The 15,418-nt window shown below is 60.9% G+C and carries 13 protein-coding genes and 1 pseudogene; 4 read left to right on the plus strand and 10 right to left on the minus strand.

The genetic code is table 11. The features are described 5' to 3' along the window. Nucleotides 1-121: 121 nt before the first annotated feature. A pseudogene (locus tag AB4O12_RS05445) lies at nucleotides 122-332 on the plus strand (hypervirulence associated TUDOR domain-containing protein). Here the strand turns inward: AB4O12_RS05445 and AB4O12_RS05450 are convergent. The 5 genes from AB4O12_RS05450 to AB4O12_RS05470 all read right to left on the minus strand — a co-directional run bounded on the left by AB4O12_RS05450 (nucleotide 329) and on the right by AB4O12_RS05470 (nucleotide 6,804). Further along, nucleotides 329-1,582: an NAD(P)/FAD-dependent oxidoreductase gene (locus AB4O12_RS05450; RefSeq protein ID WP_353188068.1), complete on the minus strand. Its 1,254-nt coding sequence runs from the start codon at nucleotides 1,580-1,582 to the stop codon at nucleotides 329-331. The pseudogene AB4O12_RS05445 and the gene AB4O12_RS05450 overlap by 4 nt on opposite strands. Next, nucleotides 1,572-3,164 (minus strand): aldehyde dehydrogenase (NADP(+)), encoded by a 1,593-nt coding sequence (locus AB4O12_RS05455; protein ID WP_460060664.1) that lies wholly within the window; start codon nucleotides 3,162-3,164, stop codon nucleotides 1,572-1,574. Before AB4O12_RS05455 ends, AB4O12_RS05450 begins: the two co-directional genes overlap by 11 nt. Before the next feature lie 63 nt (nucleotides 3,165-3,227). Next, entirely contained in the window at nucleotides 3,228-4,175 is a 948-nt protein-coding gene (locus AB4O12_RS05460) for a dihydrodipicolinate synthase family protein (protein ID WP_056784739.1), read from the minus strand. A gap of 54 nt (nucleotides 4,176-4,229) precedes the next feature. Beyond that, nucleotides 4,230-5,156, minus strand: a complete 927-nt coding sequence (locus AB4O12_RS05465; RefSeq protein WP_252887699.1) for a 4-hydroxyproline epimerase — start codon at nucleotides 5,154-5,156, stop codon at nucleotides 4,230-4,232. Between the two features lie 22 nt (nucleotides 5,157-5,178). Beyond that, nucleotides 5,179-6,804 carry an APC family permease gene (locus tag AB4O12_RS05470; RefSeq protein WP_460060666.1) on the minus strand — a complete coding sequence of 542 codons (1,626 nt, stop codon included), beginning with the start codon at nucleotides 6,802-6,804 and terminating at the stop codon, nucleotides 5,179-5,181. Between the two features lie 221 nt (nucleotides 6,805-7,025). Between AB4O12_RS05470 and AB4O12_RS05475 the strand changes: the two genes are divergently transcribed. After that, nucleotides 7,026-7,796 carry an AraC family transcriptional regulator gene (locus tag AB4O12_RS05475; protein ID WP_252885778.1) on the plus strand — a complete coding sequence of 257 codons (771 nt, stop codon included), beginning with the start codon at nucleotides 7,026-7,028 and terminating at the stop codon, nucleotides 7,794-7,796. Here AB4O12_RS05475 and AB4O12_RS05480 read toward each other — a convergent pair. Both AB4O12_RS05480 and AB4O12_RS05485 read right to left on the minus strand, forming a co-directional pair. Further along, nucleotides 7,793-8,386, minus strand: a complete 594-nt coding sequence (locus AB4O12_RS05480; RefSeq protein WP_460060670.1) for a LysE family translocator — start codon at nucleotides 8,384-8,386, stop codon at nucleotides 7,793-7,795. The genes AB4O12_RS05475 and AB4O12_RS05480 overlap by 4 nt on opposite strands. Before the next feature lie 54 nt (nucleotides 8,387-8,440). Beyond that, the gene (locus AB4O12_RS05485; protein ID WP_252887701.1) at nucleotides 8,441-9,277 is read right to left on the minus strand and encodes an AraC family transcriptional regulator; all 837 of its coding nucleotides are present in this window, start codon (nucleotides 9,275-9,277) and stop codon (nucleotides 8,441-8,443) included. A gap of 1,026 nt (nucleotides 9,278-10,303) precedes the next feature. Here AB4O12_RS05485 and AB4O12_RS05490 point away from each other — a divergent pair. Beyond that, nucleotides 10,304-10,600 (plus strand): hypothetical protein, encoded by a 297-nt coding sequence (locus tag AB4O12_RS05490; protein WP_042609596.1) that lies wholly within the window; start codon nucleotides 10,304-10,306, stop codon nucleotides 10,598-10,600. 79 nt (nucleotides 10,601-10,679) lie between these two features. Here the strand turns inward: AB4O12_RS05490 and AB4O12_RS05495 are convergent, their stop codons facing one another. Genes AB4O12_RS05495 through AB4O12_RS05505 form a run of 3 tightly spaced genes read right to left on the minus strand, consistent with a single transcriptional unit; the run spans nucleotide 10,680 to nucleotide 14,196 of the window. Next, a complete protein-coding gene (locus AB4O12_RS05495; protein ID WP_252887702.1) occupies nucleotides 10,680-11,918 on the minus strand; it encodes a nucleoside permease in 1,239 nt (412 codons plus the stop codon). Between the two features lie 42 nt (nucleotides 11,919-11,960). Next, nucleotides 11,961-13,043: a sugar phosphate isomerase/epimerase family protein gene (locus tag AB4O12_RS05500; RefSeq protein WP_252883584.1), complete on the minus strand. Its 1,083-nt coding sequence runs from the start codon at nucleotides 13,041-13,043 to the stop codon at nucleotides 11,961-11,963. Beyond that, nucleotides 13,033-14,196, minus strand: a complete 1,164-nt coding sequence (locus AB4O12_RS05505) for a Gfo/Idh/MocA family protein (RefSeq protein WP_460060675.1) — start codon at nucleotides 14,194-14,196, stop codon at nucleotides 13,033-13,035. Before AB4O12_RS05505 ends, AB4O12_RS05500 begins: the two co-directional genes overlap by 11 nt. Before the next feature lie 206 nt (nucleotides 14,197-14,402). Between AB4O12_RS05505 and AB4O12_RS05510 the strand changes: the two genes are divergently transcribed. Next, nucleotides 14,403-15,416, plus strand: a complete 1,014-nt coding sequence (locus AB4O12_RS05510) for a LacI family DNA-binding transcriptional regulator (protein ID WP_460060679.1) — start codon at nucleotides 14,403-14,405, stop codon at nucleotides 15,414-15,416. Nucleotides 15,417-15,418 lie beyond the last annotated feature (2 nt).

Genomic DNA, 15,418 nt, shown 5'->3' on the forward strand with positions numbered 1-15,418 from the left:
GAGGTGCGGGTGATTTTCGCCGTTCGATTTTTTTGCCTGCCTTCGGTCGCCTCGCAAAAAAGCGGAATTTCTCCGACGCGCGCCGCTCCATAAACCAACAGCCAGAGGCGAGGACGCAATGATGAGCAGCTCATTCAAAGTCGGCGATGCGGTGCGCTGGAATTCCGAGGCGGGCGAGATCCACGGCAAAGTGGTCAAGGTGCACACCCGCGACACCGAGTTCATGGGCCGCCACCGGCCAGCCCTCGAAAGACGCGCCGCAGTACGAGGTCAAGAGCGACAAGACCGGCCACCTGGCCATGCATCACGGCGACGCGCTGAAGCACGCTTAGAAACGTGCCAGTCGGTAGGCGTCGGCATTCGGCAACTCGCCGGCCGCGCCTGAGACCATCTGCCCGATCAATTCCGCCGTCACCGCCGCTTGAGTCAGGCCCAGATGCTGATGACCGAAGGCAAGCAAGACCTTGCCGGCGCAAACCTGATCAATCACTGGCAGCGAATCCGGCAGCGACGGGCGAAAGCCCATCCACGGTGTGGCGCCATCAGCGTTCAGGTCCTTGCGAAACAGGCCTTGGCTCAGGCGCTGCAACTGCCAGGCGCGCGCCATGTTCGCTGGCCGCTCCAATCCGGCGAATTCGACCGTGCCGGCCAGGCGCAGCCCATCGCGCATCGGCGTCATGATGAATTTGCGTTCCAGCGAGGTGACGGGGAAGGGCAGGCGATCATGCTCGTGCGGCAGCATCAGGTGATAGCCACGTTCGGTGTCCAACGGTACTTGCTTGCCGGTCAGCGCGGCAGTCAGTTTCGCCGAATGCGCACCGCAGGCCAGTAACACGCGGCTGGCCGTTACGCCGCCATTACCGGTGACTAATAGCACACCGTTTTCCTGCACGTAGCCGCCCTGAACCTGCTGTTTGAGAAAACTCACGCCGCTGCTGCGCGCCGCCTCGACCAGTGCACGAACCACCCGATAGGGGTCAAGGAAATGCCCGGTTCGCGGGAAAAACAGTCCGCCCTGAATCTGTTCGCTGAGCTGCGGCGCCGTTTCGCGGATCGCCCCCGCCTGCCAGTAATCCACCGGCACCTGCTGCTGATTCAGGCGTGCCTGCAAGGCTTCGAGGGATTGCCGCGATTCAGGTTTTTCGAAGACCAGTAACGAGCCGTCAACCTTGAGCAGATCCGGGCGCTGGATATCGCTGAGCAAGCGCTGCCACGCATCCAGGCTGCTTTCATTGAGTGCGCGCAAGCCGGCGACGGTTTTCTGAAAAGGCTCAGGCCGCAGATTCAGCAGCAAGCGGGTGAACCACGGCAGGGCGCGCGGCAGGTACTTCCAGTCCAGGCGTAGCGGCCCCATCGGGTCCATCAACATGGCCGGCAGGCGCTTGAGGATCGACACGTCAGCGATAGGAAAGACTTGCTCGGTGGCCAGATGTCCGGCGTTGCCGAACGAAGCGCCATGCCCCGGTTCCTGCTGATCGATGACCACCACGCGCAAACCCTGGCGGGCCAGGCGCAGTGCGCAAGCCACGCCAATGATCCCGGCGCCGACCACCGCGATGTCGTGCGAAGGATTATTCGCCATGGTGTGTCGCTTCCCGTTGGCCATCGAGCAAGCGCCGAAGGTTGAGCGGATTGGTCTGTTGCAGCGCCGTCGGCAGCAAGCTGTCGGGGAAATCCTGATAGCACACCGGCCGCAGGAAACGCAGGATCGCCGCAGTGCCCACCGAGGTGCTGCGCGCATCCGAGGTTGCCGGGTAAGGCCCGCCATGCACCATCGCATCGCAGACTTCCACGCCGGTCGGCCAGCCATTGACCAGCAAGCGCCCGGCCTTGCGCTCGAGGGTTGGCAACAACGTGCGCGCCAGTGCAAGGTCGGCGTCATCCATGTGCAGGGTCGCGGTCAGTTGGCCTTCCAGATGTGCGCAGACCTGGCGAATTTCCTCGTCACTGCTGCAATGCACGACAAGCGATGTCGCGCCGAACACCTCAGCTTGCAAGTTTTGATCGGCAAGAAAATCCGCTGCATCGGTGCTGAAGACATGCGTCTGACACTGATTCGGGGCGCCGCCGACTTGGCCAACCGCTACCGCGCGTGCACGGGGATTGCCTTGCAGAGCGGTCACGCCTGCTTGATAGGCGCCGAAGATGCCGGGCGTGAGCATGGTTTGCGCCGCGCTGCGCGGGATCAGTTCCGCTATCGCGCCGAGAAACCCGTCGAGCGCAGGGCCTTTGCGGGCAATCAGCAATCCCGGGTTGGTGCAGAACTGCCCGGCGCCCAGTGTCAGCGACGCGACAAACCCTTCGGCCAACGCCTGCGCCCGATTTTCCAGCGCGGCGGGAAACAGCAAAACCGGGTTGATCGAGCTCATTTCCGCATACACCGGAATCGGCTCCGGCCGCACTTGCGCGGCTTTCATCAAGGCCAGTCCACCAGCCCGTGAGCCGGTGAAACCAGCGGCTTTGATGCGCCAATCACTGACCAATGCGATGCCGACTTCGTACCCCGAATCGAACAATAAGGAAAACACGCCTTCGGGCAGAGCGCAGGCCCTGACCGCTTGCGCGACTGCGCGGCCGACCAGTTCGCTGGTGCCGGGATGCGCGCTGTGCGCCTTGACGATCACCGGGCAACCAGCCGCCAATGCCGCAGCGGTGTCGCCACCGGCCACGGAAAATGCCAGGGGAAAGTTGCTCGCACCAAACACCGCGACCGGCCCCAGGGCAATCTGCCGCTGGCGCAGGTCGGAGCGCGGCAGTGGCTGGCGTTGCGGTTGCGCACTGTCGACGCGCACATCCAGCCATTCACCCGCGCGCACCGTACGGGCGAACAGGCGCAATTGCGAGCAGGTGCGGCCACGCTCGCCTTGAAGGCGTGCAGGTGGCAGACCAGTTTCGGCGTGGGCGCGTTCGATCAGTTCATCGCCAAGGTTTTCGATGTGCTCGGCAATGCTTTCGAGAAATGCCGCACGGCTGCTCAGGCTGGTTTCGCAATACGCGTCTAGCGCCGCCCAGGCCAGGGCGCAGGCTTGTTCCACCTGTTCGGCTGATGCCCCGGCGTACTGCGGTTCAAGTGCCTGGTTGGTCGCCGGATCAATCGCGCGAAAGGCTGGACGATTACCGGTCACGGCTTGCTGGCCGATCAGCATGTTGCCCGTCAGAGTCATGGTGTCTTCCTGTGAAATGAGCGAGGCCTGCCGCGAATCGTGATGACTCGCAGCAGGTGGTGGTCAGGCGAAATTCTGTTCGGCAGACCAGTTTTCATACCAGTGACGGAACAGCGAATACTGCTTCTCGGCATAGCGCCGTTGCGAGTCGCTCAGCGCATCGGTTTCGTTGAAGTGCAGGGTGTATTCCTTGTCGCCGTTGAGCACCATCAAGTGCTTGTAATACAGCACCAGATCACAGCCTTCGTCGAACGATGACAGCACTGCCAATGCCGATTCCAGCTCCCGCGCCTGACGTCGGGCCTTGGCATCGCCTTGCGCGGCCTGCTTGCTCAGCGCGACCAGTTGCAGCACTTCGCGAGGAAGGGCGTTGCCGATACCGGTGATGGCGCCGGTAGCGTTGCAGTTGACGAAACCGTGCACCACTTGCGTGTCGACACCGACCATCAGGGTCACGTCATCGTCCTTGGAGGTGATGTTCTCAGCCGCGTAGCGCAGGTCTGCGCCCCCACCAAATTCCTTGAAGCCGATCAGGTTCGGGTATTCGCGACGCAGTTCGAAAAACAGATCGGCGCGGGTGGCGAAGCCGTAGTAAGGGCTGTTGTAAATCACCGCCGGCAAGTTCGGTGCGGCTTGCAGGATGGCAGCGAAGTGGGCCTTTTGCGCCGTCGCCGAAGCACCACGGGACAGCACGCGCGGAATGACCATCAAGCCTTGCGCGCCGACTTTCGCCGCATGCGCTGCGTGGGAAACCGCTTCACGGGTATTCACTGCACCAGTGCCGACGATGGTCGGCACCCCGGCGGCGACCAGGCGCGCCACACCTTCCTGACGCTCGGCTTCAGTCAGCAGCGGCCAGTCGCCCATCGAGCCGCAATAGACCACGGCGCTCATGCCGATATCAATCAGCTCGCGTCCCTTGCTCACCAGCGCATCGAAGTCCGGTTTGCGCTGGGCGGTGCACGGGGTCATCAGGGCCGGCATGCAACCGGTGAAGATGTTGTCGCTCATGGTTTAACTCCTTGGCATTTCGTTTTATTCGAGGGAAAAAATCGGCGTGGCGGCTCAGATGCCCCACGCGAACGGGTCGCTGTCGTCGATCAGCAAGGTGCTGTCGGCGGTCATGTAGGCGCGGCCGGTGATGAACGGGCGAATGCGTTCACCTTCCCATTCGAAGCGGCCTTCGAACTGGCTGCCGGTGATGCTCGCCTGGATCCACGGTGCGCCCGGTTGCAGCTTGTCGTCGGCTGCCAGGCAGGCAAGTTTGGCGCTGGTGCCGGTGCCGCACGGTGAGCGGTCGTAGGCTTTGCCGGGACACATGACGAAGTTGCGGCTGTCGGCCTGATCGTCATCGGCGAACAATTCGATGTGGTCGATGACCGCACTGTCTTCGCCGAAGATGCCCTGATCTTCCAGCGCCTTGAGCATGGCCCAGGTGCACGCGGTCAGGTGTTCGACGTTGTCCATGGTCAGGGTCTGGCCATGCTCGGAAACCAGAAAAAACCAGTTGCCGCCGTAGGCGATATCACCGACTACGCGACCAAAACCGGGCACGTCCACTGGTACCTGTTTGCGATAACGGTAAGCGGGCACGTTGCCCAGAGTGACCGAGCCATCGTCGTGCAGCGTCGCGCTGACTTGCCCCACCGGTGTGTCGATCTTGTGCACGCCCGGCTGGATTTTCCCCAGATGCTGCAACGAATTGATCAGGCCAATGGTGCCGTGGCCGCACATGCCCAGGTAGCCGGCGTTGTTGAAGAAGATCACCCCGCAAGTGGCGTCCGCCGATACCGGTGGGCAATAGAGCGCGCCGACCAGCACATCGTTGCCGCGTGGCTCGAGCAGACAGGCGCGCCGCCACTGGTCATGCTGGTTGCGCAAGGCATCGCGTTTCTCGGCCATGCTGTTGCCGGACAACTCGGGGAAGCCGCTCATCACCAGCCGTGTCGGTTCGCCGCCGGTGTGGGAATCAATGACGTGTACTCGTTTCATGGAGAGATCCCGTTGGATGATTTCAGTAGGCGCCGGCAGGGCGGGCGGTGACGGTGGACGAGGGCGCAGGGCTTTCGCTTTCTTCGTCCTCGTCGTCCAGGCGCAGCAGATGCGCAGGCACGCCGGTTGCTGCACCCCAGTAGTAAATGCCGGTGGCGCAAGCGGCGACGACGATCGTGTCGAACGGATGGGCGAGGATGCCCAGGCCACCGAAGGTGCCGAGTTTCGACAGCACGATGGTCACCGCGTAGAAGGCGATCAGCCACGCCGATGAGCGCACCTGACGCGCCAGACTCAGGTGCGCAGTGGGCACAAAGCGACCGCAGAACAGGTAGATGACAAACATCAGGATTTGCAGGCCGAGCAGCCACGACACGGTGTTCCAGCCCGACCAGTAAACGATCAGCGCGGCGATGATGAACGACACCGGCCCGAGCAGGCCCATGCTCTTGACCCGGAACGGGCGCGGCATGTCCGGCGCATTGCGCCGCAGCGCCGCAACCGATACGGGCGCCACCGCATAGCTCAACACCAGCGCGGCGGACACCACGTTGATCAGCGCTTCCCACGACGGGAATGGCAGGGTCCAGAACACCGACAGGGCGAAAGTCAGCCACAGCGCCGGACGCGGGATGCCGGACTTTTCATCGATGTGGGTGAAGACCTTGAAGAAGGTGCCGGTCTGCGCCCAGCCGTAGATCACTCGCGGCGTGGCGTTCATGTAGATGTTGCCGCAGCCGCTCGGCGAAATGACCGCATCGGCAATCACCAGATACGCCAGCCAGCTGACACCGAGCGCCAGGGCGATGTCGCGATAGGGCAGGGCGAATTCCTTGCTGATACCGGCCCAGCCGTTGGCGAGCATTTCCGTCGGGATGCTGCCGAGAAAAGCCATTTGCAGCAGCACGTAAATCAAGGTCGACAGCAGTACCGAAAGAATCAGCGCGATGGGAATGGTGCGCTGTGGATTCTTCACTTCGCTGGCGACGGAAATGATCGGCGTCAGGCCCAGATAGGCAAAGATGATCCCGCCGGCGGAGACCGCCATCTCCACGCCGGACAGGCCGAATGGAGCGAATCCCTGAACCTGGAAGTTCTCCGGTTTGAAGAAGGTGAACAGCACGCCGATGACCAGCAGCGGCACGATGAATTTGAACACGCTGACCAGATTGTTGGCCTTGGCGAAGGTCTTCACGCTGCGGTAGTTGAGCAGGAAAAACACGCAGAGCAGGCCGAACTGGACCAGCCAGCCGAGGATCGTCGGATCGCCACTGCCAGCCTTGGTCAGGCCGGGAAACCACGCCGCCGCGTATTGGCGCGAGGCGACCACTTCGATCGCCACCAGACTGGAAAACGCAATCAGCGTAATGAAGCCCATCAGGTAGCCGAGCAGCGGGCCGTGGGAATAAACCGGGTAGCGCACCACGCCGCCGGCACGGGGCAATGCCGCGCCCAGTTCGCAGTAGACGATGCCCAGCAGCAACACGGCAAAACCGCCCAGCAACCAGGAGAAAATCCCCGCCGGACCGGCAATCGCCGAGACATGGCTGGCGGCGAACAACCAGCCGGAGCCGAAGATCGCGCCGAGTCCGATAAAGGTGAGGTCGATCAATGAAAGCTGTTTTTTGAACTTGCCTTGGCCTGACATGGCATCGCCTTCTTGTGAGTTATTGGATAGGCAGTTGTGTCACGGGGACGAGCAGACTTTGCACCGCCCGGCAGTGGCGGCGATTGATGTTTTATGCCGGGATCGATGACGAATTCAGCACAATGGCACCGATGAATGCGCGGCCTCGACAGGGTCGCGACGTTGCTGCAATCTGCTGGCGAGTGACATTTGCGGTGGTTCAATTCGAGGGGAAGTCTTTGATGCAGTCAGCGTTTTCGATCCTGTGCCAAGGCACTGACGGCTTGCGTGCGCAGACCCTCGAAGAGATGGTCGCCGGGGCCGCGCAGCTGTTGCCGATACTCGATGTGATCCCCAATGCGGCGATCTTCATCAAGGATCTGCAAGCGCGTTATGTGCTGGCCAACCGTACGCTGGTGCAGCGTTGTGGCTTGAAGGACCTGCGCCCGTTGCTCGGCAAAACCAGTGCGCAGGTGTTCCCGGCGCAGTTGGGGCCGGGTTATACCGAGCAGGATCGCAAGGTGCTGGAGGAAGGTTTCGTGTTGGAGGATCAGCTCGAACTGCATCTGTATGGCAGTCGCGAACCGGGCTGGTGCCTGACCCACAAGAGGCCGATCTACAACCGTGACGGGACGATCATCGGTCTGGTGGGGATCTCGGTGGATCTGCAGTCAGCCAGTGAAACCCACCCGGCGTTCGAGCGCCTGGCGGCTGTCGATGAATACATTCGCGGCAACTTCAACCGGCGGGTGACGCTGAGTGAACTGACGCGGATCGCCGGGATTTCCGTGGCGCAACTGGAGCGCTATTGCAAACGCGTTTTCCACCTGACACCACGGCAGATGATTCAGAAAGTCCGTCTTGAACACGCCCATCGATTGCTGCACAGCGACCTGCCGATCACCGAGGTGGCGCTGCAATGCGGCTACACCGATCACAGCGCTTTCACCCGTCAGTTCAAGGCCTCGACCGGGTTTACACCACGCGAATACCGGCAAGCCACCGGGCATTAGACCAACACGGCCATCCAGGCCGAGAGCAGCAGAAGAAGGGCCAGTGCCGCGTTCATGCGCTTGAACGCCTGCGGTGAGCTGAGCAAGCGCGCGCTGCCAACGCCGAGCAATGCCCAGAGCGTCATGCACGGCAACGACACCAGCAGAAACGCCAGCGACAACACCAACAGGCGCAGCGTCTTGTCGCCGCCGCCGACGAATACGCTGACCACCGCCACAGCCATCATCCACACCTTCGGGTTGACCAATTGCAGCAGCGCCGCGCCGAATACGCTCAAGCTTTGTTCCTGCGATTTCGGGTCCAGGGATGGCGGCGGGCTGCGAAAGATCTGCCACGCCAGCCAGCTCAACCAGAGCACGCCAGCCCAAGCCATGGCTTGCTGCACGCGCGGAAAGCGCAGCAGGGTTTCACCAGCACCGAGCCCGACCACCAGCACGATCAACGCGGCCGCCGCACACGCGCCAAAAATGATCGGCAGCGTGGCAATCAATCCGCGCCGCGAGCTGTGGCTCAACACCAGAATATTGGTCGGCCCCGGCGTGATCGAGGCAACGAAAGCAAACAGTAGAAAGGGCAGTAAAGAAGCCATGGTGCAAACTCCTGAAAGTCGAAACAGGACACCATGATCGTCAGACGGAGGGCGTCAGTCTGGAAGATTTGAGCAGCGTTTGCGGTAGTCCGCCGGGGTCAGTTGATAGGCGCGTCGGAACCAGCGACCGAGATGACTCTGATCGGCAAAACCGAGCACGCTGGCCACCTGCGCTGGCGTCTCGCCGCGCGCGAGCAATTGCCGCGCCTTGGCCAGGCGCAACTGGATCAGGTAAGCGTGGGGTGCCAGACCGAAAGCGGCCTTGAACGCGCGGGTCAGGCGAAAGCGATCAACGCCACAGGCTTGCGCTAGGTCGTCGAGGCCGATGTCTTCGTAGGTGTGGGCATGCAGATAGTCGCGCGCAACCTGCGCAACCAGTGGCAGGCGCGGATCGAAGTCCTGACGCTTGCGCCAGTCGAGGTGGCGGGTGAGGGACGCCAGCAGGCCATCCAGCGCAGTCTGCCGGACGATGCGCAGATCGCCGTCATGCAAAGCATGGAAGGCTTGCACGATCGCCGTCGACAGGCGCGGATCGTGGCTCAGGGTGTCGGCAAATCCTGGCTGACTGTCGGCGGGCGCCTCTTCGAACAGCGCGTGCAGTTCGCGCTCCAGCCAGTGCGGATCGAGGTACAGCATCGAGTAGGTGAAGCCATCCTCGGTCGGCGCATGGCCATCGTGGATCTCTCCTGGTTCAAGCAGGAACACATGCCCCGGGGTACTGCGATGACGTATACGACGGCAATTGAACTGCTGCACGCCCTGCTCGGTAACGCCCACGAGGAAACTGTCATGCCAGTGCGGATCGTAGGCATGCCCACGGAAATGCGCACGAATCGACTCGATCCCGGTATCGACATCCTGGGACAGGGAGATCCAGTTGCGTGTGTCCATGGGAGGACTCCATAGGGCGGTTGAGCTTGGGCGTTTTTAAAATACCGCGTGGGGGAGGAGAGTGTTTAGAAGATTTGTGCAGGGGGATCGAGTCAGGCAATGTGTCCTGGATGGGGTGGGACCAGAAAACGCAGACGAAAAAAAACCGCCTTCGCGGGGCGGTTTTTCAATCCTCGGTTTGGAGCCGAGGCCATGTGCTTCACTAGCCACACCAACATGTCCGCGCATGGTATTGAGTTTCTCCCGTCAGTGCAACGTAGGTTTAGCGTGATGTGCGAGGTTTTTTCGGAACGTCCAACGCATGTAGCTGAATTCAGGTCTGTCAATAAACATTGTCAGAAATAAGATTTTACAAAGGTTCAGGCGTAGCCGCAGGATAACCTTGGGTACTCGGGTTTTCTCTTCTGATTTCTGCGTTAAGATGCCTGCGCTCATCTTGTTGGTAGAGCAGTGAGGTTTGGCTGGGGGGCGCAAAAGGTTTCACGCCCTCTGACGCGGATTCGCACCCGCGCCGGAATGTTGTCTCGGAGGGATTTCAACCGGCCGCCTCACTAGCCACACCAGCATGTAGGCTGAAGGCACGCATGGTCCGGTAAGTTTGCTGGAGGTTTGGCCGCCAGCCCTGGAGGCCAAAACGTATGAAGCTTTTGCTGCGTACGCTGAGCCTTGTATGGAGATTGTTGAAAGCTTTGCGCTTTTACGAGTTCCTGCGAGATCACTTTGACGACTTGAAATAAGGGTCGTCTGAGTGGGAAAGACCCGTTTCGGTTTTTATCGATTCGGGTCTTTTTTTTGCTTGCGTAAAGCTGTCAATAATACGATTGGTCAGTTTTGTGCCTTGGACGTTGTAGGGCGTTTCGTTTGGACCCGTAAGTAACAGCTTAAAGGTTAGATAAGCAGCTACTTTTGCTTAGCTCGATCATTGATTGCGTCAATAACGACCATTAAGTCAATGAAGTTCTCATATCCATAGCGCGGCGTAAGATCGACTCCATACCCAATCACTGCACCTCGGAGCACATCATCATGAAACGCCAGACTATCCTCGGTATCGCTTTCTCGGTTTTTGCACTGAACGCCTTCGCCGCCACCGAAACCGACCCACTGTTCAGCGACGCGGTGGCCGCTACTCAAACTGATCGTCTGTTCAGCGACGCAGTAGCCGCCACCGAAACCGACCCGCTATTCAGCGACGCAGTTGCCGCCACCGAAACCGATCCACTGTTCAGCGATGCAGTAGCCTCTGATGGCTCCGATCATCTGCAAGGCAATCGGGTTGCCGAAGGTGGCGCAGACCGTCTGCTCGAACGTCGCACCGCTTGAGCGCAACCATGAGCATCGATAGCGAATGCCGCCTAAACCACAGGCGGCATTCGTTCTGTTCATGCATTAGAACTCTGCTCTAAACCGCAGTCGGCAACACAGCCTTGTCCCGATCGCGGCCCTTGAACGTCGCCCAGAAACACAGCAGCACCGCCACGGAAAAACCGGCTGGAAATAGCCAGATACTTCTCCAGTCATGGCCCGCACTCGAAGTGAAGTGGTCAGTAATCCGTCCCGCAATCCAGAAGCCAATCAACATGCCCAACCCGTACGTGGCCAAAGTGATCAGACCTTGCGCCGAACTGCGGAAGCGTTCCGGTGCTTTTGCATCGGTGTAGATCTGCCCGGACACGAAGAAGAAGTCATAGCACGCGCCGTGCAGGGCAATGCCGATCAGCAGCATGAATGCCTGATCGTCGTTATTGCCGAAGGCAAACAGCACGTAACGCAACGCCCAGGCAGCCATGCCGACCAGCAGGGCGATCTTGATGCCGAAACGATGGATGAACAGCGGCAACAGCAACATGAACAGCACTTCCGAGACCTGACCGATGGCCATCTTCGCTGTCGGGTTGGTCACGCCGATCTCCGCGAGAAACGGGTTGGCGTTCTGGTAATAGAAGGCCAGCGGAATGCAGATCAGGATCGAGGCGAGAAAGAACACCAGATAGCTGCGATCCTTGAGCAAACCCCACGCATCGACGCCGAGCATCTGCTTCAGGCTTGATGAGCCGGCTGCGGTTTTCAGCGGCGCGGTGTTCGGCAGACTGAAGCTGTAAAGCCCCAACAGCAGTGATGCGACGGCGGACATCAGAAACGTATTGCGCAAGCCTCCCGCCGCGATGCTTTGCTGCGAGTCCCAGGCGAACACGAAGCTGATCACCACGCCGGCGACAATCCAGCCCACTGTGCCCCATACGCGAATGCGCGAGAACTCCAGCGCCGGGTCTTTGATCTGGCGGAACGCCACGGCGTTCACCAGCGCCAATGTCGGCATGTAGACCATCATGTAGGCGAGCACATAGGGATAAAACGCGCTGAAGTCTGCCGCGCGATAGAGCTGATAGAGCAGCACCGCGCCCAGCAGATGGAGCGCCGCCAGAATGCGTTCGGCATTGAAAAACCGGTCGGCAATCAAGCCAATGACAAACGGCGCCAGAATCGCACCCCATGATTGCGTGGCGAAGGCCATGCCGACCTGGCCGCCGCTGGCAGCGAGCGTGGTGGCCAGAAAAGTGCCGAGGGTGACGAACCAGCCGCCCCAGATAAAGAACTGCAAAAACATCATCACGCTCAGTCGCGCATTCATTACGTTCATTTCAGATCACCGTATTGTTTTTATGTCGGTAACGCGGATGAATCAGTCGTCGGTCAGGCCGAGCAGGCGCCGGTTGGAAGCGGCATCGGCGCTGACCCCGGCGAAGTCGTCGAAGGCCTTGGCGGTCTTGCGGATCATGTGTCGCTCGATGAACGCCGCGCCTTCCGCCGCGCCCTGTGCAGAGTCTTTCAGGCAGCATTCCCACTCGAGCACGGCCCAGCCGTTGAAGTCGTATTGGCACAATTTGCTGAAGATCGATTTGAAATCGATCTGGCCGTCGCCCAGCGAGCGGAAGCGCCCGGGACGCTCGACCCAGCCCTGATAGCCGCCGTAGACGCCGGAGCGCGCATCGGGGCGGAACTCGGCATCCTTGACGTGGAACATGCGGATGCGTTGGTGGTAACGGTCGATGAAGCCGAGGTAATCCATTTGCTGCAGCAGCAGGTGGCTCGGGTCATAGAGAATTGCGGCGCGGGGGTGATGATTCACCGCCTCAAGAAACTGCTCGAACGACGCGCCGTCATGCAAGTCTTCGCCGGGATGGATTTCGTAGCACAGATCAACGCCAGCCTCTTCGAAGCAGTCGAGGATCGGCAGCCAGCGCTTGCCCAGTTCGGCGAAACCTTGCTCGACCAAACCGGCCGGACGTTGCGGCCATGGATAGACGTAGGGCCAGAGCAGGGCGCCGGAGAAGGTCGCATGGGCCTTGAGTCCGAGACGCTGGCTGGCACGGGCCGCCAGTTTCAACTGCTCGATGGCCCACTCGGTGCGCTCCTGCGGCTTGCCGCGCAGCGCTGGCGGGGCGAAGTCGTCGAACAGACTGTCGAACGCCGGATGCACAGCGACCAATTGCCCTTGCAGGTGCGTCGACAGCTCACTGATCACTACACCCGCGCGGGCGCAGACGGCGATGAGTTCGTCGCAGTAATCCTGGCTCTCAGCGGCGCGCTGCAAATCGATGAAACGCGTGCCGAGGGTCGGTACCTGAATGGCTTTGTAGCCTTGCGAGGCTGCCCATTCGGCGATGTTGGCGAGCGTGTCGAAAGGCGCTTGGTCGGCGATGAATTGCGCGAGAAAAATCCCCGGACCTTTAAGGCCAGTCGAATTTTGCTGATCACTGTTCATTGTGCTGGGCTCCTGTCGGTTGGCCGGGAATCTCGCTCCACTTTTCATTGCCAAGGTGGTTGGCGATGGCGGTTTCAATAAAGGCCATGCCGCGCAGGCCGGTCTCGATGCCCGGTACGCCCGGGGCCTGATGGCCTTCGACGCCTTGAACAATCGCCTCGGCAAGATCGCCGTACAGGTTGGCCATCGCTTCCAAATAACCTTCGGGATGCCCGGCGGGCAGGCGCATGCGCTGACTGGCAGCGTCACACAACCACGGCTGACCGACTCCGGATCGCAGAATGCGCATCGGTTCATTCAACGGTCGATGAATCAGACTGGCCGGCTCTTCCTGACGCCATTCCAGCCCACCCTTGTCACCGTAGACGCGGATCTTCAGCGGGTTTTCTTCACCGGCGCAGACCTGACTGGCGAGCAATACGCCACTGGCGCCGTCGCTCATTTTGAACAGCATCGCCACATCGTCATCCAGGTGCCGCCCCTCGACATGGGCGCCAAGCATCGCGCTGATGAACTGGATCGACTGGCCGGTAACGAACTCGGCGAGGGAAAAGGCATGGGTGCCGATGTCACCGATGCAGCCGCCGATCCCGGATTGCGCCGGATCGTCGCGCCAGCCGGCCTGCTTGTTGCCTTGCCCGGCGACATCGGTGCTGAGCCAGCCTTGCGGGTACTCGACGATGACTTTGCGCACGTGCCCGAGCACGCCGCTGGCGACCATTTCGCGGGCCTGCCAGACCATCGCGTAACCGAGGTAGGTGTGCGCCAGCCCGTAAATTCGCTGGCTGTTGATCACCACCGAATGCAGCGCCTGCACCTCGGCGAGATTCAGCGCCGCGGGTTTCTCGCTGAACACGTGAAAACCGGCGCTCAATGCCTCACGGGCAATCGGTGCGTGCAGATGATTGGGGGTGACAATGACCAGCAGTTGCATGCGTTGCTCGGCGGGCAGGGCGGCCTCGCGAGCGAGCAGGGTTTGCCAGTCGCCGTAACAACGTTCGGCGGACACTCCCAGGGTCGCAGCGGTGCGCTGATTATTCTCCGAGTCGCGGCTGAACGCGCCACAGACCAGTTCGAAGCGTCCATCGAGGCCGGCGGCTTGCCGGTGGGCACGGGCAATGAATGAACCTTCACCGCCTCCGACAAAACCCATTCTTGTTTTTTTTGCGGCAGCGTACATGGCGGTCCTCTCGGTAGCTGGATGCAATGCTGATGAGTGATGTAACCGGTTACATCGTGGGCGAAATCTAGGCTTGAATTAGCCGGGTGTCAAATGCCAGCGGATGATCGACAGCGTTTCGATCGCTCGTCGCCTGCGGTAAGCTCCGCGCCTGATCGGCATGAAACAACGAGGTGGTTTTGTCCAATATTCGCGAAGTGGCTCGGCTGGCCGGGGTTTCCGTGGCGACGGTTTCAAGGACTTTGAAATCGCCCGAGCGTGTGCTCGCGCCAACCCGTGAGCGCGTCATGGCCGCCGTGGAGCAGGCCGGCTATCGGCCGAACCTGATGGCCGTGCAGTTTCGCTCGCGGCGCACCGGCAATCTGGTGATTCTGGTGCCGACCATCGCCAATACCTTCTTTGCCCGGGTCATCAGCGGCGCGCAGCAAGCGGCGCAGGCGGCTGGCTATCGCTTGCTGCTCTGCGACACTCAGGGCCGGGAAGAACTGGAGCGACAATTCGCCGAGCTGGTGTACGCCTATCAGGCCGACGGGGTGATTCAGTTGCGCGCCTACGATCCTTTCGAAAACGCTCCGGCCGACGCCGATGTGCCGCCGATTGTGAACGCCTGCGAAGTGCTCAAGGCCGGGCGTTATCCAACCATCAGCCTGGACAACGTCGCCGCCGCCAAAGCCATGACCGACCATCTGATCGCATTGGGGCACCGACGCATCGGCCTGATCAAGGGCTCGAAAAACAGCCCGTTGGCTCTGGATCGACTGGCAGGCTACGAAGCGGCACTGCGCGAGGCCGGGATTGCCTTCGACGAAGCACTGATCTGCCATGGCAATTTCAGCCTCGAGGCCGGTTTTGCCGGCGCGCAAAAGATGCTCGCATTGGCCGAGCGGCCGAGCGCGCTGTTCTGCGAAAACGATGAAATGGCCATTGGTGCGCTCAAGCGCATCCGGCAGGCCGGGCTACGTGTGCCCGAGGATATTTCATTGGTGGGTTTCGATGACATTCCCATGGCTGCGTTCTGCGATCCGCCGCTGACCACCATCTCGCAACCAGCCGAGGCCTTCGGGGCCAAGGCGGTCGAGATGCTGATTGCCCTGATCGAAAAGCGGCCGCTGGCAGAAAGGCATGTCGTCCTGCCGTTCGAGCTGACGCCACGCAGCAGCACGGCCCGCATCGACAACACGGGCAAGCGCTAACC

It is taken from the genome of Pseudomonas sp. S2_A05, from assembly GCF_054668485.1.

Excerpts from the sequence above, each read along its gene's own strand:
- AB4O12_RS05465 (WP_252887699.1), bottom strand. The coding sequence starts at position 5,156 with ATGAAACGAGTACACGTCATTGATTCCCACACCGGCGGCGAACCGACA.
- AB4O12_RS05470 (WP_460060666.1), bottom strand. The coding sequence starts at position 6,804 with ATGTCAGGCCAAGGCAAGTTCAAAAAACAGCTTTCATTGATCGACCTC.
- AB4O12_RS05450 (WP_353188068.1), bottom strand. The coding sequence starts at position 1,582 with ATGGCGAATAATCCTTCGCACGACATCGCGGTGGTCGGCGCCGGGATC.
- AB4O12_RS05480 (WP_460060670.1), bottom strand. The coding sequence starts at position 8,386 with ATGGCTTCTTTACTGCCCTTTCTACTGTTTGCTTTCGTTGCCTCGATC.
- AB4O12_RS05455 (WP_460060664.1), bottom strand. The coding sequence starts at position 3,164 with ATGACTCTGACGGGCAACATGCTGATCGGCCAGCAAGCCGTGACCGGT.
- AB4O12_RS05490 (WP_042609596.1), top strand. The coding sequence starts at position 10,304 with ATGAAACGCCAGACTATCCTCGGTATCGCTTTCTCGGTTTTTGCACTG.
- AB4O12_RS05475 (WP_252885778.1), top strand. The coding sequence starts at position 7,026 with ATGCAGTCAGCGTTTTCGATCCTGTGCCAAGGCACTGACGGCTTGCGT.
- AB4O12_RS05500 (WP_252883584.1), bottom strand. The coding sequence starts at position 13,043 with ATGAACAGTGATCAGCAAAATTCGACTGGCCTTAAAGGTCCGGGGATT.
- AB4O12_RS05485 (WP_252887701.1), bottom strand. The coding sequence starts at position 9,277 with ATGGACACACGCAACTGGATCTCCCTGTCCCAGGATGTCGATACCGGG.
- AB4O12_RS05460 (WP_056784739.1), bottom strand. The coding sequence starts at position 4,175 with ATGAGCGACAACATCTTCACCGGTTGCATGCCGGCCCTGATGACCCCG.
- AB4O12_RS05505 (WP_460060675.1), bottom strand. The coding sequence starts at position 14,196 with ATGGGTTTTGTCGGAGGCGGTGAAGGTTCATTCATTGCCCGTGCCCAC.
- AB4O12_RS05495 (WP_252887702.1), bottom strand. The coding sequence starts at position 11,918 with ATGAACGTAATGAATGCGCGACTGAGCGTGATGATGTTTTTGCAGTTC.